Origin of the sequence: Methanosarcina sp., assembly GCF_028693135.1 — an archaeon.
Taxonomy (GTDB): domain Archaea; phylum Halobacteriota; class Methanosarcinia; order Methanosarcinales; family Methanosarcinaceae; genus Methanosarcina.
In genome coordinates this window covers 39148-60489 of record NZ_JAQUVZ010000015.1, presented here as the reverse complement: position 1 = coordinate 60489, position 21342 = coordinate 39148, and the positions used below count along the sequence as shown (strand labels likewise).

Below are 21342 nucleotides of genomic sequence, written 5' to 3'. Positions count from 1 at the left end.
AAAAATAGGGGGTGAAGAAAAGGAATCTGTTCAGATCTTTTTCTTCAGAACAAAGTACTCTGCAATAATCATAAACAGAGGCAGGGATATAGCAAGAAGTATTTTAGCCGTTCCCATAGGCTTCTTTACGATGCCTTCTTCTCTTTCTGCACTGCTGTTCATGATTGCCTTTCCTTCGCCGTTCCAGTTTCTCAGAGTTTCCTGTAATCCTTCATCTGATTCTTCTCCTGTATATTCACTTATTGCAAAGCATGAATATGCAGGCGTTTTTGCCCTGAAATAAACGTAGTCTTTGTCTTCACTCGTTTTTTCGGTGCTCAGAGGCTCCCATTTGCTATCGTACCATAGGAGGGTTATGTTGGATTCGTTAACACTGTTGTTTTTTATCCATTCCCTGTCAACTTTGAACCCCGTATAGCTGTTCTTAAGGGAATCCTCACTCCCTGCTCCTTTATTTCCCAGCCATATATTTACTTGCCTGTATATTCTTCCAGACGGCTGATTCTGAACAAAAATGGATTTTCCCTTGAGGACCTCTACGGTTGCTGTCGTTTTCTTAAAATTCTTCTGCGGATCAAACTCGATATATGTGATACATGTGACGTTTTGCACGAAATCATATTTGACATGGTAGCCGCTCATTATGTTCCTTGTAGCAAGTTCTTTGACCTCTACATTCTTAGCTGGCTCTTTGGAAACGCCACTTCCCATGCTGCTTTTGCTACTACTACTGCTACTGCCACTGCCACTGCTGGGTATGGAATCAGAGTTCTCTTCACTGCCGGAAGTAGTTTGTTTGGAGATACTTACTGTCTTAGTCAGTTCATTATTTGTCTCGTCGTCCTCAAGTATGGTATTTCCGTCATCTGCTACCAGTCTCACATTTACGTTTCCTTCTGCTTCAGGAACCCAGTGAAAAATACCCGTTTTTGTTTCCCCTACGGCAATTTCAGGTATCGATACTTTTCCGTCCTGAGTTACATTGGTCCCGCTGATATAATATTTTAGCTCGCTGCTTGCGGAGTCTCTGATCCCGTTGTTCTTTATTGACACTGTGAAAGTGATGTCATCCCCTATTTCGGGAGCTTCCGGGTTTAAAGAAAGAGACTCTATTATAAGGTCCGGAAGTATGGTTTTTACATCTATAATCTTTGTGAATTCATTGTTATCTTCATTACTCTCATAAACGTTTGTTCCGGAGTCGATATTTACTTTTACTTCCATTTGTCCTTCTCTATCCGGGACCAGAGAAAATCTAACATCTGCCCCTGCACCTTCTGCAAGAGCTGGAATCTGAATGTCATCCTGTGTGGGGGCGGTTCCGTTAATATAATATTTTGCCTGAACTTCCTCAGAGGATGCCGTGCCCTGGTTCTTTACTTTCAGGGTAAGGTTCAGGGTTTTTCCTACTTCCCCCGCTGCCGATTCAGGCACGATGTCTTCAATTATCAGATCCGGGAGAAAATCTTCTGCTACTGTTACGGTGACCGTTTTTTCGTTGTTCTCTTCATTACTTTCAGCTACCAGGCCGTCTTCATCAACAACTGCTCTGAGCTCTACAGATCCTTCTGCTGTCGGAATCCATGTATATGAGGCATAACTGCTTTCATCACCAGATAACTTGGGCACATCCCAGTAGTCAACAGCACTTCCGTTAATGTAAAGTGTCATCGTAGTCTTTTCTGAAGCTGCTGTTCCCTGGTTCTTCACACTTATCGTTATATCCTGATGTTCTCCAGGGTTGGGGGTTGCAGGGCAGTCAAGAGTGTCTATTATCAGGTCAGGGGTTTTTGCCCCTTTGAAAGTTATAGGACCCGCGGTTATGATATTATTATCCTCATTGCTTTCTTCCACTGAAGCTTCTTCATCCACCTTTGCACTTATTTCCGCTTCACTGTCAGTTTCCGGTGTCCACAAAATCGATATTTTTTCACTCTTTCCAGCTTCTATTTCAGGGACTGAGTTTTCTCCGATCTTATTTCCGTCACTATAAAAAACCAGATTCGTTGTTCCTGATGTTGCTTCTCCCTGGTTTTTTACTTTTGCAGTGAGGGTCACCTGTTCTCCGATTTCTGGATTATCCGGGCTCCAGGAAAGATCCTCAGTTACCAGGTCAGGCAGTAAAATAGTTGAATTTCCGTCATCTTCGGAAGGTATGTCCTCAGCTGCAACAACTATGAAAGGCATAATTCCAGGAATTAGCATTGTTATTATCAACACATAAATCAAATAATGAAAAAAACTTATTTTCATTTTAATTAGCCTCCGTCCCCGCAAGTCTATGAATGGAAATTTTTGGTACATCAGTAGCTTACTAACAAGTAGCTATATAATTCATCGAAATTAAGTTTCTTATTTTTATCTCGGTATAAATTTTCCGGTAAACTCCTGATCCAAAACATTCATACATTGAACGATGGTTACTTCGTACAATACATTACTTCTCTGCTTCATATTTAAGGCTCTACACTCTCAATTCCTTATCTTCCCTATAACTTTAAGCAGTTCAATCCTCTATCTTCTTGAGGCTTTATTTTTTGTTTTTCTGCAACTTCAAAACCTAACATAATATAAATTTATCTCTATCTGTTTATTTTATTTTCAGCAATAAGTCCTGGAAGATTTTCTTAATAATCTATTATATCAGCTCATTAATGTGAATATTCCACGGCGGAAACCCCTTTATTCCTTTCTTCTCCAGACGTTCCAGCTCACACGTTGTATTATACAAATCTGTGGGATAAAAGGAGGGGAACAGATCTAAAGAATTGATGTATGAAAAATAAATTTAAAAAAGAAATGTAAAAGACAAATATAATCTGTAATAAAATAATCCAAAACGATAACTTTTAAAAATACTTAGACGATCAGGTATTTTTTATCCTTAATCTGAGCCCTACTGTCCACGCCGAGTATTTCAGCAATCTCAACTCCCTCACTTCCTACATCTGAAAGACGAGTATACATTTCATTCTTTGAAATATACTTCTCCGTTCTTGTTCCATCGGCCTCTTCCATTTTGATGGTAATTTCTTCTTTATTAAGCCCTTTTGCCAGACACTCCTGGACGACCACACCATACTGTTCGGCAATCACTTTCAGGCAGTCGAAAATCTGGTTTGTAGAGACGGCATCCTCTTCATCAAGCAGGACCTTTGAAAGGGTATAAGTCCGGATATTTGCCTGAAGGTAATTCTTGATCTTTTCCGGAATTTTCGCAAGAATCTTCATATCTATAAGAGCACCAAGTTCTTTGTCGGCAGTAATCTCTCTGTCATCTTCATATACAAAGTACTTGAGCCCACCGCCTTCTATCCTGAACTTCCGGTTTGCTTTTTTATTTTCAATAACAAGACGGATATTTTTCTCGCTGTCATATTCAAGGGAGCTTACGAGAAACTCGGAGAGGTCCTGCATTTTTATTTTCTCTTCTTTTCGCAGGATTCCTGTCCTTGTCCTTCCTGGCAGGCTCAAGCTATCAATAAGCTTCTCTACTGTCAGAGGCTCTTCTGTAAACCAGAGTCTATAATAATATTGCAGGCCTGAAACCGAACCTTCCATTTCCCCTGAAACTCCGCTTATGCCGTTGGAAATCTCAAATCTCTTTTCTGCTCCATATATTCCTGAGATCAAAAAAGGAGTGAGAACCTCAAGAACCTTGCTCTCAATTTTTTGACACTCCTGGGCGATTCCACTTTCAATTTTTCTGGACTCTATTTCGAGAATTTCACGCTTTCGCCCGAGATTTTCGCTGCAGGTTATCAGGACTGCGTCAGTACAGGATATTAAATCTTCAGTACCTATTTCTTTTATTAATCGATTTGCCAGTGCGCTTAGTTTTTCCTCGAAAATATTCATTCCGGTAATTCTGTCGTTCAATTCATGGAGCGCTTCTTTATTTTTGCACTTGAGTTCTATTATGGAATTCTCCAGAGGGATTACTCGGGCAGTTATATCTATGAGTGATTTAAGATCTTCAATTAAATCCCTCTGTACAGGCAGTTCCGTAGAGTCCTGGTAAACATATTTCATAAAAAGCACCCTGGATATCTAAACTAACTCTTCAAAGATTCTATGCTTTATAGCTATATAACATTTTATCCAGGATCTTCAGGTTTTTTTATGTGACGTCCCCCCTCTCCGTAAGAATGTGCCTTTACCCCGGATTTTTCTAAATTCTTCTGGAAGGGCTTTAACCTCCCGGAATTCAGATAAGAACTTTTCGGACTGGGTCCAGAATCTCATTTATATATTTTGCAGCTGCATTTTTTAGGTCCATTGGGTGGACTTTTTCTTCTATAAAGTTACTTTCCATCTCAGCATAACTGTGGTATGTTAGGTTTCCACCGAATTTCTCAGGCCTTTCAATGACAACTGTTTCGTATCTTGGGATGATATGATAGCGGAAAAGAGCAAGAATCGGGTTTTCTTCTACGTCTCCGATCTTGCAGAAAGCTTTCTTAAACTTCTTGTAGATCTCTTCTTCCGTATCATCTACTGAAATATAATTCTCCTTTGAAGAAGCCATCTTGGTTCCGTCAAGCCCCAGGAGAATAGGAGTGTGAATACAGATCGGGGTTTCAAATCCGAGGCTTTTTAAATTTTCGCGGGCAAGCATGTGGATTTTCCTCTGGTCAATCCCCCCTACCGCCACATCCACCTTAAGCATGGCAATGTCAATAGCCTGCATCAGGGGGTATACCATCTGGGAAACTGTCGGGTCATCCATTGCACGCCCTACTTCGTCCATGCTCCTCTTTGCCCTGTTGAGGGTAACTGTTCTTGAAAGTTTGAGCACATTTAACATGTACTCGGCTCCCAGCTGGAAGTCTGACCCGTAAACGAAATCAGTTTGGACTTCATCAAGCCCGAGAGCGATAAAACAGCGCCTGTTGTAGTCTGCAATCTTCCTGACTTCTTCCAGAGTGCCTTTCTTGTTCAGATAAGCGTGTACATCTGCAAGCAGGACAGTGATCTTGAACCCTGCTTTTTGCAAATCTATTAACTTGTTTACGGTAAGGACATGTCCCATATGGATTTTTCCGCTCGGCTCGTATCCTACATACGCGCGGGGAGCTTCTTTATTGATAAGGAGTCCTTCCAGTTCTTCTTCGGTTACAATTTCCTGAACATTTCTTCTTATAAGCTCAAGTCTATCCATTGCATCTACATTCCTTTTCTTTTTTTATTCTGAAAAACTTCAGTTTCTATTAATAAGTTTCTCTAAAAACGGTATCCCTTCTTCTGATTTGAATTTAGGGATTTCCCAGTTCTGAGTTATTTTTTTTCGCAGGGATTTTTCCTCTTTGCCAGATACCGGATTGAAGCCCTGGATTTCATATTCTTCGTTTGATATAATAATTCCTCTCCTCTGCCAGGCAGGGAGTGCCGCAAGATTGATTCCTCTTTCAAAAAGCATCTCATGGATTTCCCATTCTTTTTTTCCTTTCAGACACTTTGCAGCTTCATTTTTCCCCACGCCTTCGTTCCTGAGAGCATAGAATCCCCAGGCTGCCACGAAGTTGCGCCAGGCTTCCAGCTGCCTCCAGTGAAAGTACTCAGGGATTTCCTCTTTTTGAAGAGCCACCAGTCTGGAATCAAAAGCTACGGGTTCATCAAGCCGCAGTTTTATCGTAAGAGCACTTCCCAAAAAGCTCGCCACAACAGAATCGATTTTTTCCACCCGGCCGTCAAAAGGAAGGGCAGTGAACAGAAAACTGATTTCATCTGAAAAAGTATAGGCAAAAAGAGGGCTTAAACCGCTTTTTTTAATGAAGAGTTCGGCAGTGTCCGCCATTGCTGTGGCGAATGTTTTATCATAGGGTTTCTCAAAGCCCAGGCCTGAAAGTGTATTTTTGAAATTCCTGCCGTCAGCGCGCAAGATCACTGGCGGGATACAGCGCATTTCAGCATAGATTTCCCGATTTTTCATATACCTTTTCGAAAGACAATTCAGTCTTCTTTCCTCTTTTTATATCTCTGGATAACGTCTCTGATTATGATAATATCTGCTGCTGTAATAACCCACCGGTAGGGAATAATAATACCTCTGCTGCTGAGATCAAAAAGTTCCCTGTTAATGTCCGAAACAGCAAGTCCTGTAACTTTCTGTTCCTCTACATCAATTACAAGGTCCTGCAACTTCCCTACATAAACACCGTTGTTTGTGTATATGTTTAGGCCAAAGAGTGATGTGAGTTCTGCGCGCATTATATCCCTGCTCTATTAATTAATTTAAGTTATCTATGCATCCTAAATTTATTTAAATATCTTCCTCTACCTTATATGAAAAACATACTTATATATCTTACAGTTTTACCGGGCTTTTTTCTCTCTAAATTAATCTATTCCCAGATTTTTCAGTTCTACTTATCCTTAATGTTTATGATTAATGAATTCTCTATTACCTTTTTCTGAGTAAAATAATTTTTAATCTACATTATGTAATAAATACTCCGTGTTTAAGTTAATCAGGGGTGAAGGTGGTTTTTCTCTATTAAATTCTTTTCTGAATTGTCCCAGCCGGTATAGCATCGGTTGCAATACCGTAGATGCCTGTGAATTTATTCGCAGGGGCCGTCACTAACCTGCTCTGTCACTAACCTGCTCTTATCCTGATTGATTAAGAAGGAGTAATTTTATTTTTGTATTTTTTTATAGGCCGGTTAAAACTGAACTAAACTGGAAAATTGGGCAGGCCTCTAAGATTTTTGATTATCAAAAATCTTTACCTGCCGAAAAAAATTTACTGATTTTTCCGTTAACAGGAACCTGTTTTTTGTTAATACTTACCTTTCAGTTCTGATCTGTTCAAGTCTCTAGAGGTTTATTTTGTGGTTTATTTTTATATCTCCAGCTGTGAGATTCCCCTTCTTATTGTTTCGGAGGAGTTTCTGAGTGTCTCATACTGGTTTTCATCAAGTTTGAGTTCCAGGATTTCTTCTATCCCATTTGCTCCCAGTTTTACGGGCACTCCAAAATAAATTCCTTCCTGCCCATACTGCCCTTCAAGATATGCAGACGCCGGAAGAATGCGTTTTGAATCTTTAATCACGGCTTCTGCCATGCGCACAATAGCTGCAGACGGGGCATAAAATGCACTCCCCTGTTTGAGAAGTCCTACTATTTCGGCTCCTCCATTAACTGTCCTTTCTACAAGCCTGGCAATTGTATCATCTGGAAGCAGTTCTGGAAGTGGAACTCCTGAGACTGTAGTATATTGGGGGAGGGGAACCATAAGGTCTCCATGACCTCCTATAACCATTGCCTCGACATCCTTTTTCGAACACTTCAATTCTTCTGCTATAAAGCTTGCAAAACGGCCTGCATCAAGAACGCCACTCATCCCGAAGACCTTTTTTGGCTCAAAACCCGTTGATTTCATAGCTTCGTATGTTATAATGTCAAGCGGATTTGTGACATTTATAACAATAGAATTTGGAGCATACTTTCCAATATTTCGGGAGACCTCTCCTATTATTTTTGAATTAGTTTTAGTAAGGTCTTCCCTGCTCATTCCGGGTTTTCTTGCAATCCCGGCTGTAATGATCACAAGGTCAGAGTCTGCAATGTCTGCATAATCGTTAGTACCTGTTACCTGCGTATCATACCCATTTATTGCCCCTGCCTGCATGAGGTCAAGAGCTTTTCCCTGTGGTAGTCCTTCCACAATATCTGTCATGACAATTTCGCCAGGTTCCAGTTCTGTTAACCGCTGGACTGTGGTCGCACCTACATTTCCTGCACCAATTACGGAAATTTTAGCCATTACTTGCACACCCGTATAAAAGATTAATTTTCAGAAGGCTTTCTTGACTCCTGCCTTTAAAACTCGATCCTGAATTTCTTATTTGTCTGGTGGTAACTATATCTTGGTATTTATTTTTTTGGCTTTCTAGAAGTCCTGAACTTGCCTTTTTTCCCCATTCTTATTAAGTTGAACTCTATAAGCTCTCTTTATATTTTGCCCCCGCAAAGAATTAAAGAGTACTTTCTATTATTACTCACTAAGTATATTAACCTTGTTGGCGTGGATCCAAAACGATTCCGCACGGCAAGGTTGACTCTTAAATACATGTCAAAACTAATTTGTCCGGATTAACGTCTGTTTAGCGAGCAGTTTATCTTTTCTGATCTTTCACTGCATGGTCCACAGTTCTTAAAATCAACTTTCTGTGTTCTATATCACTTTCAGTCCTCATGCAGTATTTTTATTAAAGATCACCTCCAATGGTTCAGGGGAAAAATGCTAAAGAACACATATATTCACATTCCGGGCGTAGGAAAAGCCCTCGAGCAGAAAATCTGGGCTTCAGGAATAAATACCTGGGACGAGTTCCTGGAAATGGAAGACAGTATCTCAATTCCTTCTTTAAGGAAAACCAGAATATGCGACGAAATAAAGATATCTTCTAAGCATCTGGATGAAAGAGACTGCTTCTTTTTTTCACAGCGTCTGCCTTCTGCAGAACACTGGAGGACTTATTCTTTGTTTTCCGACTCTGTCGCTTTCTTTGATATCGAAACCACAGGGCTTTCCCCCAGCAGGGACAGGATAACCGTTGTTGGAATCTATGACGGGAATGAGTCCAAAATGTATGTAAGGGGTATCAACCTTGGTGACATAGTGGAGGAATTTTCAAAATACAAGCTCCTTGTGTCCTTTAACGGAGCTCGCTTTGATATTCCTTTCATAAAATCCGAATTTCCCGAAATCGAATTCAAGCAGCTCCATATCGACCTGATGTATCCGCTCAGGCGTATCGGGTACAGTGGGGGTCTCAAAAATATCGAGAAGCTGCTTGGAATCTGCAGAAGTGAAGATACGGATGGGATGGACGGATTTGATGCGGTCCGGCTCTGGAGACATTATGAGAAGGGTGACAGGGAAGCTCTGGACCTGCTTCTTAAATATAACCGGGAGGATATAGTAAATCTGAAAACTATTATTGAACTTACTTACCCTAAAATGATTGAAAAGGCTTTGAATATGTGAAACAGTGCAGTTTTCCTATAGGGTCTCGCCAAAAAGTAGAAATGTCAGTAACCGGTATATATTGTTAGTTAATAACTTCTACGATATTGCCTTTCTGGATTTTGTCCTTACTGATTCACTGCTAGCTTTTATGGCAAAATCTTGTATGTAAATCTTGTATGTAAATGAAAAGGCTCGCTGTGGTATTGAACGTTATCTGTATGCTCTGATATAAAGGGGAATTCAATGGCAGTTACACTGAAGTTTGGGGATAAAGTCACTGTTGCGGATGTAAGAAAATTCCACGACATGGAAGATGTAGTGTTTGATAGGGAATGGTTTGAAAGGGCAGATGAGAGAAATAGGGACATGTATTATATGTTCCGGGATCTTGCCAAAAATGATTCTGATCTTGAGACTATTAAATCCCACCACCTCAGATATGATATTACAAGAATCCCTCCCGGAATGCTTGGGTCGGAATTCATTAAAACCGTAGGTCATTACCATCCGCAGGTTCCTGGAACAGATGTCTCCTATCCTGAGATTTACCAGGTGCTTGAAGGTTCTGCAACTTATCTGCTGCAGAAAGTGGAGCCTGGAGAAGAGGACATTGTTCTGGATGTGGCAGTCATCAAAGCAGAAAAAGGAGATATGGTGCTTGTTCCTCCCGGGTACGGGCATGTAACAATAAACGCTTCAGAAAAGACTCTTGAGATGGCAAATTGGGTTTGCCGTGATTTCTCTTCGGTCTATGAGCCTATAAAACGACTTTCTGGAGCTGCCTATTTCCTTCTTAAAGATGGCTTTGGTAAAAACCCCCTCTACAGGGATATTCCGCCCATTCGTTATAGCAAACCACTGAACTTTGATGAACTCGGGCTTGTTTCCGGGGAAAACATGTATGATCTTGTGCATAGAGCTGATAAACTGAGATTCTTAACGGCTCCGCAGGACTTTATGGGCTTCTTAGCGGGAGTGCTGTGAAAAGGCTCTCGAGTTTTTCACGATGTACACGATCCCTCATTCTAATACATTTTTTTCCGAAGAATCCTGTGAGAAACCTTCATTTTTATCTTTTTTATTGTAGCCTTCAAGGAAGGGGACTTACAGACAGAGGGTTGATGCCAATCGGGAGGATGTTTTTTCTCCATACTAATACACAACTTATAATAGGTTTAAATACTTTCAATTACAGGAGGGTTGAAATGCAAAAAAATGGATACCGTATTCAGTTTACATCATCCCGAATCAGAGATCTCATGTACAGGACTACATTTGATCCGAAGAAAATGGATGGAGACGTCATACTTAATCTCTCGCTTATCGATAAAAAAGACCTGGACGATGTGCTCGGGATCTTCAAGATGGTTATCTCAAGCGGACTTTCCGTGACCCCTTACGTAAAAGTAATTTCCGAAGGGGAATCTATCGGAAACCTGACAATTGATAAAGGAAAGGTAGGAATCGGGACGGTTTGCAGTATAACTATTGACGGAGTTCTACTAAAAGCAGGAATTCCTGTAAATCCGAAGCTTGGCGGGGTTGTCCAGATCCGAAACGGGTCCCCTGTACGTTTTACCGATGTGCTGACATATGTAAGTACAACTGTAGATCCCCTGGAAGTCCTGATGTCTCAGGGAATCACTTCCGTATCTGAAATGCTCAGAACAGGTTCCGGTAAAGTTCTCGCAAACCTGAGGGAAGCTCCCATGGTTGCAAGGGATGCGATTGAAAGCAGCCTTTCTGACCTTCTGGACGCAGGCTTCAGCGGAATTCTGGAAGTGGGAGAACCAAACACAAGGGTTCTGGATGTCCCTATTGAGAGAGACCACCTTGGAATAGTTGTCATTGGAGGAACAAATCCTATGGCTGTTGTGCAGGAGTATGGAATTCCCATAGACACAAGTGCAATGTCAAGGTTAATTTCTTTCAAGGAAATGAGCCGGATTGATGACCTGGTCTGAAATCTGCTTGTAACATCTGTTCCGGAAACTCCTTTCCTTCATTCACTGAGCCTTGAACTTGTTTTTCGTAGAATCCGGCTTTCCGGTGTGATTTCCGGAGGGCTGTCTCCATTATTTTTAATTTGCTTTCCGTCGAAGCTGTTCTCCTATGAACAGGTCAAGTTTTCGGGCAAACTCTTCTTTTACGTTCTCAGGAATGGTTGCCCCTGCGGCAATATCGTGTCCTCCGCCTGCCCCCCCGACTTCTGCGGAGACAGTTGACATTGCTTCAGATAGGTTTACTCCTCTGCGGATCAGGTCCTGTGTTCCTCTTGCCGAGACCTTAATTCCTCCCTCTGTTTTTGCAAAGGCAATAATCGGAAGATTTCTGTTTTTAACTATTGTGGAACTCATTCCTGCAATTATTCCTACAATGGTTTCCTTTATCTGAGAACCTGCATCAAAGTACTGGATGTTCTCAAGCTGAGTAACCCCATTCTCTTTCACGTACATAAGCCCGTTAACGAGGTTTTGCCTGTGTTCGGCAAGCAGTTTTTTGGCATCTTCGTAGGCGTTTTCCCTGTCTCCCATACAGACTGCAAGCCCGATGTCAGCATGGTCATACCGGGCAGTAGCATTGAGAAGAGTGGAAAACTCTGATGCGTCTCTCATTTCCGTACCTTCCCTTTCTTTGAGAAGGACATACACCTCGCCTATAAGGCGCTCAATCTTGTATGCCGGTATCCCTGATTTAAGGCAGTACTGGAAAAGCCCTGAGACCATTTTTTGTTTTTCCGAAACCTCGAGGTCTATCCAGCGTCTCCAGCGCTCATCCTGGCTGTAGCGAATATTCAGGGAATGAAGGAATTCTATGCAAGCTTCTTCATTTCCGGTAAGTCCGGGAAGGTAAGGGTCAGAAGAGTACTGTAGAAGTTTGTAGATTGGGCGGGTCTGCTTTCCGAAAAGAGTCAGGTCTTTTTTGAACTCGAGGTGCCCTCCCCTTACTCCTTCCTCCAGAATCTCCCTGTTAATCCCTACAAGCTGCCCCATTTTCAGGTGTTGCATATCCCCTACAGCCCCTACTATGGCAAGTGGGGAAAGGTCTATGTTATTTCCGAGGGCTGAAGCCAGAAGGTAAGTTGTTCCCGAACCGCTCAGCTCGTAAGAACCGTTTGCCCCAAAAAGGTGTGGGTTGAGGTGAAACTCCAGAGTACCCTGAGGCTGGTGATGGTCTGAGACAACAGCATTGATCCCGCGGGATTTTATATGTTCGCACATCCCGCTCCCGAGGTCCGTAAAAATTACAAACTCAGGGTTTTCGTTTGCGATAGTGTCAAGGACTTTTTCATCGAGTTGCTTTACAAAACGTGCTGTATATTCGATATTTCCCCGTTCAAGAGCTGTGCAGATAATCCCCGCAGAAGTCAGTCCGTCTGCATCTATATGAGATACTACGTGCACTGACCTGTGTTTTCTTATCTCTTCGGCACATCTTCCTGCTTCTTTTCTAAATGCTTCCATAATTTCAGTCATTAATTTCTCCGAGATTCTCTGCTAGCTTCAGTTTAACTGTCTTTTTCCCAGCGATTTTTTCTCCCCCATTCTTTAGGGTTTATAATGTAATTTTTTCCATCTCTTTTCATTTCCGGAAAATTTCGGATTTCCTGTACTGTTAATTTTAGATTTTTTGTATGATAACTCTTTTCCAGTTCTTCCCAGGGGACCATATATGCTTCCCTGTCGTGGCCTGTCCCGAGGCGAAGCTCCACTGCAAGGAATCCCCTTCTTCCCGATCTATTAAGGTAGTCTGAAATCCTGTCTATTTGATGGATGCCTTTTTTGTCTACAGTAAAATGCTGGGTGAAGTAAAGTGCATTTGCTCCTTTCTCCACAGAGATACTTTTACATTCGATTCCCAGGTACAGGTCCGGGTCAAGGGAATCTACAAGCACGTCAAGGAACTGAGAAGTAAACCTGTGCTGCTTAAGCCGATAGGAGATGGCTCTTATGCCTTTTTCCTCAATGTATGCGTTAAATGAGTTTACAAGCACATGTTCAAAATCGGTCATAAAATCCGTCTCCTGTTTTTCTCTATTTTATTTAAACTTTTTATTAAAACATAAGGGCAATGTCCTGGTTTATTTTCTATTTTCTTTCGAATAGCAAAGATGATGCAGACGAGAAACAGATAATGAATGTCGGTAGCACAGATAAATGCACGCAGACAACAGATTATGAATGTCGGCGGCACAGGTAATGAATACCGACGACAGGTATGTGGGTTTAGGGTAAGTTTCTGGAAAGAGTAAAGATGTGACAGGTCGTGTGCTGACAAAAGTAATGCATATCAGGCTCAATAATATTCCGACATCAATACTATTCTTGTGTCACTGGCAGGCTAAGATGTGCTGATGTATGAAATAGGGTTCCTGTAAGGGAAAATATCTAATTACATCTAATTGTTATTTTTAAAAGACATTTTTATTCAGAAGGATAGTTTTCTTTAAAAGCTTGCTGGTGACTGGAACTCTTTAATTCATTAATTCCGAGAGACACGTTTTCCAATACATTTTTCCTGAATCAGATCTGGAACTTATAAGAGTTGGTTCAGAACCTATGTATATAAATTTAAAAAAAGTTTATGCAAAGAATTTTGCGGGAGAATGAAGACCGATCAGGATTCTGATCGGTTTTTTTAGAATTTTATTTCAATTTGATATGATAAAGGTTACAAACTCTGGGCTGAGCCTTGTTTCCCTTACAAGTTTTTCTATAGTGTCTTCGTCAGAAAGACCTTCTTCTTTCAGTTCTTTTATACGGTCAAATACATGTTGGGATACTTCGGAATATTCGTTGATGTCTTTTCTGTGGCCCCACACATCGCCTTCAAGCAAAGCAATGTTCTGCATCGATAGATACATCTGTGCAGAACTGGAAATCGTTCTCTTGTATGAGCTAGGGATGTGGATCGCTTTTACTTCTGGACACTTCAGAATGAGTTTAAATATGTCCTTGTTGGATGGTCTGAATGCGAGATGGACAATTTCCTCATTGAGGTTTAAAGTGTCAATTTCTTCTTTTGAGCTTACAACTCTAATTTTCATTTTTATCACCGCTCTTTCCAGGTTTTTTAGAGTTTGTTTTAGGGTTTAATTTAGGGTTTAATTTAGGGTTTCTTATGTTTAATTTAGGGTTTCTTATGTTTAATTTAGGGTTTTTTAGGTTTCTTAGGTTTAATTAAAAGTTTGTTTTTATCTTTTAAATTCAAAAACCTGAGTGGTTTTTCGGATTTTATATATTACGTTTTTTATTATGTTAATGATTCATAATATTTATTTTTTTATGAATGTTTTTTTAATTTTATTTTAATCACAAATTTATTCCTGAAATTAGATCTCTTAATAACCGCATGCTTCAGTTTTTATATTTTTTTAGTTCTCAGGTTTTTTAAGTATATCTATTGCAAATTTACTTCTAATTGACCAGCACTCTTTTTCCTTAATTAAAGAGTATTTTTCCCGAAACCAAAATTTGAGATTTTTATTTTTTTCGTACAGGATGCAAATATTTTTGTACAATTCGTAAAGGAATGTATACGATATTATAACATACTATTTAACATTTTTCTGCAAATCTTCCCTGTGAAACATGTTGATTCGAATGCGATGGATAGGGATTTCAGTTAAACAGGTCTTTGTTGCAGTCCCTTTTTCCATATCTTTTAGATACTTCAGACAAAATACTCGCTCGTTATTATATCTTTTATATTATATATAAATTTTATTAATTATCAAAATTAATGCTTAAACTGGATTCTTTTTATAATGGCCCCTCTACTCCCTTTTTTATTAAATATACTCACGCAGAAATTTTAACTTGCGCTTTAATATTATTATTCAGTTTACTTACTTTATTTACACAGTACTATTTATATTTTTACATTAATTATATTTAGTCAACCTTATATCTTTAATATATAAATGGTTTTGTATAAAGGAAAACTCATGATAACTAATTTTATTCGCTTTTTTTTATTGGCTTGCTTATTGAAGTTTTAGCCCCTTTCCTCTATCTTTCTAGATCCTCTAGACCCAAACCGATCCCCCTTCAACTCAATCACTAATCTTAAAATGTATCAATTTTATATTAATAATATTTATTAATATGTTTTTAACTATCTATTTTTATATACATTCCTCTTCTCTCCCTTTTTCCTGAACCCCAAATCTGAAATGAATTGTCAGGAGCAAGTGGTCAGGCAATTAATATTTGGCATGAAAGGTAACTTAAAGATGAGACGGAATCTAAAAGGAGTTTAAATTGGAGTTGAAAAAAAACAGTTGGGGAGGAAGCAGGCTCTTGAGATCGAAAGAGTGGGGTGGAGAATGCTGCAGGTACTTGAGCTGGCGTTCCTGGTAGTATAATTCGATAGGTGCTAAAAAAGCAAATATAGTGTCAAAAAGTCTCTCTGAGAGCAATTTCAAGCAGGACTTTTAAGGACTCCCTTAAATTTGGGGAGGTTCCAGAACCCGAAAGGGTGTGTAAATTATCGGGTTGGAAAACTCAATTTAAGGTGTATTAGTGGAAAGAACAATTTTTTAGCCCTTCAGAGTTTTTGACATATAAAATCCGTCGAGAGTATACCCGAGTTTTCTGTAGTATTCCCTGGCACCTATTCCACTTATTATTGCAAGTTTCCCGTAGCCTGACTCATATGCAGTTTTTTCAGCGTGCTCAATAAGTTCTTTTCCATAGCCCCGGTGCTGCCATTCCTTTTGTCTTGCTCCTTTTCCTACGGGTACCATGGAGCCGTAAACATGCAGTTCTCTTATAAGGGCGGAGTCCTGCAGTTCCTGGCGGTGGGGGGCAGCCGGAAAGCGCAAACGCGTAAAACCTATCAGGACATCTGCCGAAAGGTCCTCAAAAGCAATGAAATGTTCTGTGCCGTTACAGGCTTCGTAAGTTTCTATGGTAAGCTCTACATCTTTCTCGTTTATCTCTCTCCCTTTTAGGCTATTGTGCCCAACTTCCCTGCAGCGTATACAGTGGCATTTTCCTCCTTTTTCCCTGAGTTTTTCCTCTGCAAGCTGTCGGAGGTTACTCTTTCTGACGCCCGCAAAGATTTGATTGGCGGGAATGTCACGCTGGACGCGCTGGAGTCTTACCCATTTAGGCAGGATAGCTTTTATGTCTGCAACAAGTTCTGCAGCCTCTTCGTCGGAAAGTGCCTGATATTCTCCGGCCTCCCACATCCTGTGTAGAGCTGTGCCTTCAGTCACAAGGGTTGGATAGATTTTGAGGTAATCCGGCATGAAACGCGGATCTTCAAAGAGCTTTTTAAACCCTCTCAGATCGAGTTCAGAATCTGCTCCAGGGAGGTGGGGCATCATATGGAAGCCTACCTTAAATGCGCTGTCTCTTAAAACCCGGTTGGCTCTGACAATTTCTGCAACTCCATGTCCTCTCTGCATTCTGGTTAAGACAAAGTCATAAACATTCTGAACTCCAAGTTCAACCTTTGTTCCTCCAAGCCTGAGGAACTCATCCACATGTTCTTCTTTTGCCCAGTCGGGACGTGTCTCAAATGTTATTCCTACGTTACGGATCTCAGCTATTTCGTTAGCTTTCTGAACTTCTTCAAGTGGAATGTAAGGGACTGATTTTCCGATTTTCCATGCATTATCCCTCCATTCAGTGCCTGTGAGATCGTTCATTGCTTCAAGGCAGCGTTTACTAAACCATTCCTGATAGTCGAGGCTGCGTGCTGAAAATGTGCCTCCCATAACTATCAGCTCCACCTTCTCCACATCGTGGCCTATTTCCCTTAGCTGAGATAGCCTGGACTGAACCTGGGCGTAAGGGTCGAACTCGTGTTGAATGGCTCTCATTGCTGCAGGTTCTCTTCCCATGTAGCTTTGAGGGGATTTAAATGCTGAATTGGGACCGCCGGGGCAGGGCAGGCAAACTCCGTGAGGGCATGGGGCAGGAGAGGTCATTACAGCAATTACCGCAACTCCGGAAATTGTCCTTACGGGTTTTCGCCTGAGGAACTCTTTTATTTGAGCCCGCTCCTCAGGTGTACCCTGCATAATAATATCTCCATTTCTGGGCAGGCTGGCAAGATGATGTAGCTTACTCACATCTTTTTTTACTTTGTTCAACTGGGCTTCGTCTTTTATTTCGCCGGCAAGTACTTTTTCAAGGACACTCCTGCAGGCCCTGTTATAATCAGCTTCCTTCATTTTTATTCCGTCTTTCCGGCATTTATTCCCGGCTATTTATTTCGGCAGCAGTTTCAGATAAAAGGGGTTTGAGACTGATTTCTAAGTAATGGAATTCCCTTCAGTCGGATTCTTTAAATTTTCGTTAGTCTGAATCTTCCTAAATTTGCTTTATTTGAAACCTGCTGCTGCATCTCTCTAAAAAAAGATAATTTTCGATCTTTATGCTATAGATCGTTTGTTGAATTTTCCTTTGTATTGTATAGCACACTCAATTTTAGCTGTTGTATTGTTTTTGTTATTGTATTATATTATATCTATAGATAAGACATTGAGTAATATCTATAGATACAACGTTGAGTATAGTACATGCATAATGACGGATGAGCCATCTTTCCGGCATGTCTGTATAGTGTGCTTGATTGTTTTTCCGGACATTAATTTGCTTTTGTGACCATCTACAGATCCCGGTTGATCAGCAGATGTCGAATCCGATGATAAAAGTCCCTTGCCCTACCAGCGGCTCGAGGCCCATTACAGATCTGATGTACTCGTCTGAAGGGGTGGAAGGGGACGCAAGTACGGTATTAGCCACGTTGCTCACACAATCTACTTCTTTACAACCCTGGGGGGGGAGTACAACAGTGATCGGCTCTTTTTTTGCGATATGAGGCTTTGGCACTGCACTTCTGTAAATTACAAAATTTCCCATCACCATCATATCCTTGCACTTTTTACACTCTTCAAGTTTTTCGGGGTCATAGACATCCTCACCTACTTTTTCCCCATGCTGCATTAGAATTACATTTGGTCCTTCAGGCCAGACGTAGTCCATATTGGTTGTAAAGGCTATGATTACCTGGCGTTTGAAAACCTCTTTTATTCCCCGGTTATCGCCGACTCCCATGCCCATCAAGACTGCACCTTCGGCTTTTTTCTCGAGAGCAAATATTTTTTCCTTATCTTCTTCATTCAAAATGTATGTATCTTCCACGCCTTTGATGGCTTTAATCCTGCAGAGGACATTCTGGATAATATCTTGGCATTCCAAAGCTGATACCCCATGTTGTTTTTAATCCTATGTTGCATTGTTCAGGTATAAAATATGATCTTATATAGTATCTGTATTATATCTGAGTGCCTTATCTTCAGGGAATACTTTCTTTAGATTCTTTTTATACTCTTTTCTGTTATATATTCTACTTATTTTATATTTCCTATCTTATATCGTCAATTTCTAATATGCCGTTTAATATGTTGTACACCGTGTAAAATATACAATGTTTTACTTTTATTGTTATAAAAATAATAAAAGTCGGTGTGATAAATAACTGAATTGTTTCAAAAGTTTATTTTCCTTTTAACCCAGAATTATCTAAATTTGCCAGCTTTACCTGACTAATTTCTAAGCTGGTACTTATCCTGCCGTCCGGTGCGCTCAGTAACAGAGTACATGTCTAAATCAGCTATATTGTGGAGTATTCAAGCAGAATTTCTTTCTGGAAGATGCCGGCCAACGTATTATCTAAAATGTATTCCGATTGTTGGAATAATTATGCTCTGCTCCGGTTATGCTGTTAAGAAAAGGGTGGCATGTACGAAGTACCGAACATTTTTCCTGATTTAAGAGGTTTTCAAAATAGATCAACATCGAATAAATGGGGGTTTACATAATGGGTTTTTAAAATTAGTATTGTTTAAAATTATTTAGTCACATCTCTCTAAACACATTACCTTTTTTCTATAGTATATTATAAGTATTTCTAATTCATCTTCTCTGTTAACCTCTGACGAATATTCTGCTCGGGTTCTTTCGACATTTACCGTTATTTGTATCGTTGTTTTGCGCTTTTCTTCTCTAATTCCCATGAAATAGACCACAAAAGATTTAATAATGCAATTATTTTATAGAACACTTGTAATCCAATTTAGAGGGATAAGGAGGGAATGAAGTCCTCTTCGGCAATCGACGAAATAACTACGTCTGATTTGGTGAAGAATGGTGAAACCCTTTAAGTGTTTGATCCCGACACTTCTTCTTACATACGATATATCTTAACAAACATGGAGGAAACAATAATATGAAGAGATTTGCAGCATTATCACTGGCTGCTCTCATGCTTCTCACTGTATTTGCATCCGCCGCAAGTGCAGCAGACGTAATTGAGATCCGTGGTCCAGTGTGGAATGGCTCTAATATCGACACCATTATTGATACATATGGTGACGGTACTACCCTTACAGTAGATGCAACTCAGTTTGCAGCATTCTACTATGACATTGACGATGACGTGACAACCGAAACCCTTTCCATTGTAGACAAAGCCGACACTACTGGCAATGTCATTGGAGAAGGCGGTATTGTCTATAAGACAACCATTCAGCCTGTTAAATACACGTATGAAAATGCAGCTGCTGGATGGAGCAACTACAGCCTCCTCGGTTTCTTTGCAGACAAGTACATCCCACTCAACCCCGACAAAGCTGACAAGCTTGCAAAGCTTGTACTTGACAGCGATGACAAGTACACCATCAGAACCGGCGAACTCCTTGACCTCGGCGAAGGCTACTCTATCGAAGCCAAGCAGGTCGATGTTGACGGTGCAAAAGTCTGGCTCGAATTAACCAAGGACGGAGAATTTGTAGACGACGAAATCATCTCAGTTACATCTGCTAACGCTGTAGACAACACCTGGGAAGTCGAACTTGATGACATCCAGGGCGAAGACAATGTCATTGTCCTCAGAGTCCATGTAAACCAGGTCTTCCAGGGCGCAGTCGACAGTATTGCCCAGATCGAAGGTGTCTGGCTCATTGACTATGCAAACGCAATGACCATTGAGTCTGACGATGAATTCGATAACCTCGATGACGTTTCCATCAATGGTGACACACTTACCATCACCAATGCAGACACCTTTACCCTGAACAGGGATGATTCAGACTTAATCGCTAAGGGAATGTACTTCAAGACCGCTGACACCAGCTCCAACCAGCTCAGGTTCTATGTCATGAAGGAAATCACAGAGCCCGGCACCTATGAAATCAGAGGACAGGTCGCATCTGGAACAGATGACTTCACCTGGAATGCAACCAACTTTGCAGGTTTCTACTATGACCTCAATGACGACGTCGCCACAGAAACCCTCAAAGTCTCTAATGTTAACGGAAACGTGATTGGTGAAAACGGTCTCGAGTATGCGACCACCATCGAGAACGTTGACTACGAGTATTCTGCGCCATCCGAAGGCTGGGATCAGTACCCTGTTATCGGCTTCTTTGCAGAAGAATACATCCCACTCAACGCTGACAAAGCTGACAAGCTTGCAAAGCTCATCCTTGACAGCGACGACAAATACACCATCAGAACCGGCGAACTCCTTGACCTCGGCGAAGGCTACTCTATTGAAGCCAAGCAGGTCGATGTTGACGGGAAGAAAGTCTGGCTCGAATTAACCAAGGACGGGGAATTCGTAGATGATGAAATCATCTCGGTCGACACTGGCACCAACACCTGGGAAGTCGAACTTGATGATATCCAGGGCGAAGACAATGTCGTTGTCCTCAGAGTCCATGTCAACCAGGTCTTCCAGGGCGCAGTCGACAGTATTGCCCAGATCGAAGGTCTCTGGCTCATTGACTACGCAAACGCAATGACCATCGAGTCTGACGACGAATTCGGAGAACTCAACAATGTGAACATCAACGGTGACACCCTTTCTATCACCAATGACAACACATTCACTCTGACCAGAGACTCCGATGAAGAAATCGGCGAGGGCATGTACTTCAAGATCGCTGACACCGCTTCTAGCGCTCTCAGGTACTACCCATACGTTGAGAAGACCATCGGAGACGAAGGCGTAGTTGTAACAGAAACTCCAACCGGGACCGAGACTCCTTCAGATGATAATATGACTGAGGCAACAACCCCAGCCGAAGGAGTAACTCCAGCCGAAGGCGAAGTTACTGCAACCGAAGGTACAAATGATACCGGCGAAACAACAACCGAAGAAGCACCAGCAGACACTCCTGGATTCGGAGTTGTCCTTGGCCTTGTCGGTCTCCTTGCAGTTGTATACCTCGTCAGGAGAAACAACTAAATTTTCTGAGTGAAGGGTTTTCTTAACCCTTCTCTCTTTCAATTCTTTTTTGGTTTTTTTTTGCAGATAACTTTTTATTTGCAGATTTCCTAGTTCTG

The 21342-nt window shown here is 41.0% G+C and carries 15 protein-coding genes; 4 read left to right on the top strand and 11 right to left on the bottom strand.

What is annotated here, in order from left to right; all coding sequences use genetic code 11:
- Window positions 1-30: 30 nt before the first annotated feature.
- The 6 genes from PHF18_RS09210 to mdh all read right to left on the bottom strand — a co-directional run bounded on the left by PHF18_RS09210 (window position 31) and on the right by mdh (window position 7768).
- The gene (locus PHF18_RS09210; protein ID WP_300101531.1) at window positions 31-2220 is read right to left on the bottom strand and encodes a CARDB domain-containing protein; all 2190 of its coding nucleotides are present in this window, start codon (window positions 2218-2220) and stop codon (window positions 31-33) included.
- 639 nt (window positions 2221-2859) lie between these two features.
- On the bottom strand, window positions 2860-4032 hold the full coding sequence (locus tag PHF18_RS09205; protein ID WP_300101529.1) for a chromosome segregation ATPase: 1173 nt from the start codon (window positions 4030-4032) through the stop codon (window positions 2860-2862).
- Window positions 4033-4207: 175 nt separating this feature from the next.
- Window positions 4208-5161 carry a tyrosine--tRNA ligase gene (locus PHF18_RS09200; protein ID WP_300101526.1) on the bottom strand — a complete coding sequence of 318 codons (954 nt, stop codon included), beginning with the start codon at window positions 5159-5161 and terminating at the stop codon, window positions 4208-4210.
- A gap of 39 nt (window positions 5162-5200) precedes the next feature.
- Window positions 5201-5932 (bottom strand): tRNA(His) guanylyltransferase Thg1 family protein, encoded by a 732-nt coding sequence (locus PHF18_RS09195; protein WP_300101523.1) that lies wholly within the window; start codon window positions 5930-5932, stop codon window positions 5201-5203.
- Between the two features lie 20 nt (window positions 5933-5952).
- Complete coding sequence (locus PHF18_RS09190; RefSeq protein WP_048129484.1) at window positions 5953-6210, bottom strand: PRC-barrel domain-containing protein; 258 nt, start codon at window positions 6208-6210, stop codon at window positions 5953-5955.
- Between the two features lie 634 nt (window positions 6211-6844).
- On the bottom strand, window positions 6845-7768 hold the full coding sequence (gene mdh / locus PHF18_RS09185) for a malate dehydrogenase (protein WP_300101516.1): 924 nt from the start codon (window positions 7766-7768) through the stop codon (window positions 6845-6847).
- 477 nt (window positions 7769-8245) lie between these two features.
- Here mdh and PHF18_RS09180 point away from each other — a divergent pair, with 477 nt between their 5' ends.
- The 3 genes from PHF18_RS09180 (at window position 8246) to nrpRII (ending at window position 10941) form a co-directional block, all read left to right on the top strand.
- Window positions 8246-8995: a ribonuclease H-like domain-containing protein gene (locus tag PHF18_RS09180; protein WP_300101513.1), complete on the top strand. Its 750-nt coding sequence runs from the start codon at window positions 8246-8248 to the stop codon at window positions 8993-8995.
- A gap of 225 nt (window positions 8996-9220) precedes the next feature.
- Window positions 9221-9961, top strand: coding sequence for a glucose-6-phosphate isomerase family protein (locus tag PHF18_RS09175; RefSeq protein WP_300101511.1), 741 nt, complete (start codon window positions 9221-9223; stop codon window positions 9959-9961).
- A 221-nt stretch (window positions 9962-10182) separates the two neighbouring features.
- Window positions 10183-10941: a global nitrogen regulator NrpRII gene (gene nrpRII / locus PHF18_RS09170; protein ID WP_300101508.1), complete on the top strand. Its 759-nt coding sequence runs from the start codon at window positions 10183-10185 to the stop codon at window positions 10939-10941.
- A 117-nt stretch (window positions 10942-11058) separates the two neighbouring features.
- On the opposite strand, the gene PHF18_RS09165 is transcribed toward nrpRII, so the two are convergent.
- From PHF18_RS09165 to PHF18_RS09145, 5 genes are all read right to left on the bottom strand, one after another.
- Entirely contained in the window at window positions 11059-12453 is a 1395-nt protein-coding gene (locus PHF18_RS09165) for a DHH family phosphoesterase (protein ID WP_300101505.1), read from the bottom strand.
- Between the two features lie 32 nt (window positions 12454-12485).
- Window positions 12486-12989, bottom strand: coding sequence for a hypothetical protein (locus PHF18_RS09160; protein ID WP_300101502.1), 504 nt, complete (start codon window positions 12987-12989; stop codon window positions 12486-12488).
- Window positions 12990-13628: 639 nt separating this feature from the next.
- On the bottom strand, window positions 13629-14024 hold the full coding sequence (locus tag PHF18_RS09155) for a DUF1699 family protein (protein WP_300101499.1): 396 nt from the start codon (window positions 14022-14024) through the stop codon (window positions 13629-13631).
- Window positions 14025-15518: 1494 nt separating this feature from the next.
- The gene (locus PHF18_RS09150; protein WP_300101496.1) at window positions 15519-17162 is read right to left on the bottom strand and encodes a tRNA uridine(34) 5-carboxymethylaminomethyl modification radical SAM/GNAT enzyme Elp3; all 1644 of its coding nucleotides are present in this window, start codon (window positions 17160-17162) and stop codon (window positions 15519-15521) included.
- A 454-nt stretch (window positions 17163-17616) separates the two neighbouring features.
- A complete protein-coding gene (locus PHF18_RS09145; RefSeq protein WP_300101493.1) occupies window positions 17617-18192 on the bottom strand; it encodes a hypothetical protein in 576 nt (191 codons plus the stop codon).
- 1030 nt (window positions 18193-19222) lie between these two features.
- On the opposite strand from PHF18_RS09145, the gene PHF18_RS09140 reads away from it, so the two are divergent.
- The gene (locus PHF18_RS09140; RefSeq protein ID WP_300101490.1) at window positions 19223-21244 is read left to right on the top strand and encodes an S-layer protein domain-containing protein; all 2022 of its coding nucleotides are present in this window, start codon (window positions 19223-19225) and stop codon (window positions 21242-21244) included.
- The last annotated feature ends 98 nt before the right edge of the window (window positions 21245-21342 follow it).

Coding starts and splice junctions, on each gene's coding strand:
- PHF18_RS09160 (WP_300101502.1), bottom strand. CDS start 12,989: ATGACCGATTTTGAACATGTGCTTGTAAACTCATTTAACGCATACATT.
- PHF18_RS09180 (WP_300101513.1), top strand. CDS start 8,246: ATGCTAAAGAACACATATATTCACATTCCGGGCGTAGGAAAAGCCCTC.
- PHF18_RS09200 (WP_300101526.1), bottom strand. CDS start 5,161: ATGGATAGACTTGAGCTTATAAGAAGAAATGTTCAGGAAATTGTAACC.
- PHF18_RS09140 (WP_300101490.1), top strand. CDS start 19,223: ATGAAGAGATTTGCAGCATTATCACTGGCTGCTCTCATGCTTCTCACT.
- mdh (WP_300101516.1), bottom strand. CDS start 7,768: ATGGCTAAAATTTCCGTAATTGGTGCAGGAAATGTAGGTGCGACCACA.
- PHF18_RS09155 (WP_300101499.1), bottom strand. CDS start 14,024: ATGAAAATTAGAGTTGTAAGCTCAAAAGAAGAAATTGACACTTTAAAC.
- PHF18_RS09165 (WP_300101505.1), bottom strand. CDS start 12,453: ATGACTGAAATTATGGAAGCATTTAGAAAAGAAGCAGGAAGATGTGCC.
- PHF18_RS09195 (WP_300101523.1), bottom strand. CDS start 5,932: ATGAAAAATCGGGAAATCTATGCTGAAATGCGCTGTATCCCGCCAGTG.
- PHF18_RS09175 (WP_300101511.1), top strand. CDS start 9,221: ATGGCAGTTACACTGAAGTTTGGGGATAAAGTCACTGTTGCGGATGTA.
- PHF18_RS09150 (WP_300101496.1), bottom strand. CDS start 17,162: ATGAAGGAAGCTGATTATAACAGGGCCTGCAGGAGTGTCCTTGAAAAA.
- PHF18_RS09205 (WP_300101529.1), bottom strand. CDS start 4,032: ATGAAATATGTTTACCAGGACTCTACGGAACTGCCTGTACAGAGGGAT.
- PHF18_RS09190 (WP_048129484.1), bottom strand. CDS start 6,210: ATGCGCGCAGAACTCACATCACTCTTTGGCCTAAACATATACACAAAC.
- nrpRII (WP_300101508.1), top strand. CDS start 10,183: ATGCAAAAAAATGGATACCGTATTCAGTTTACATCATCCCGAATCAGA.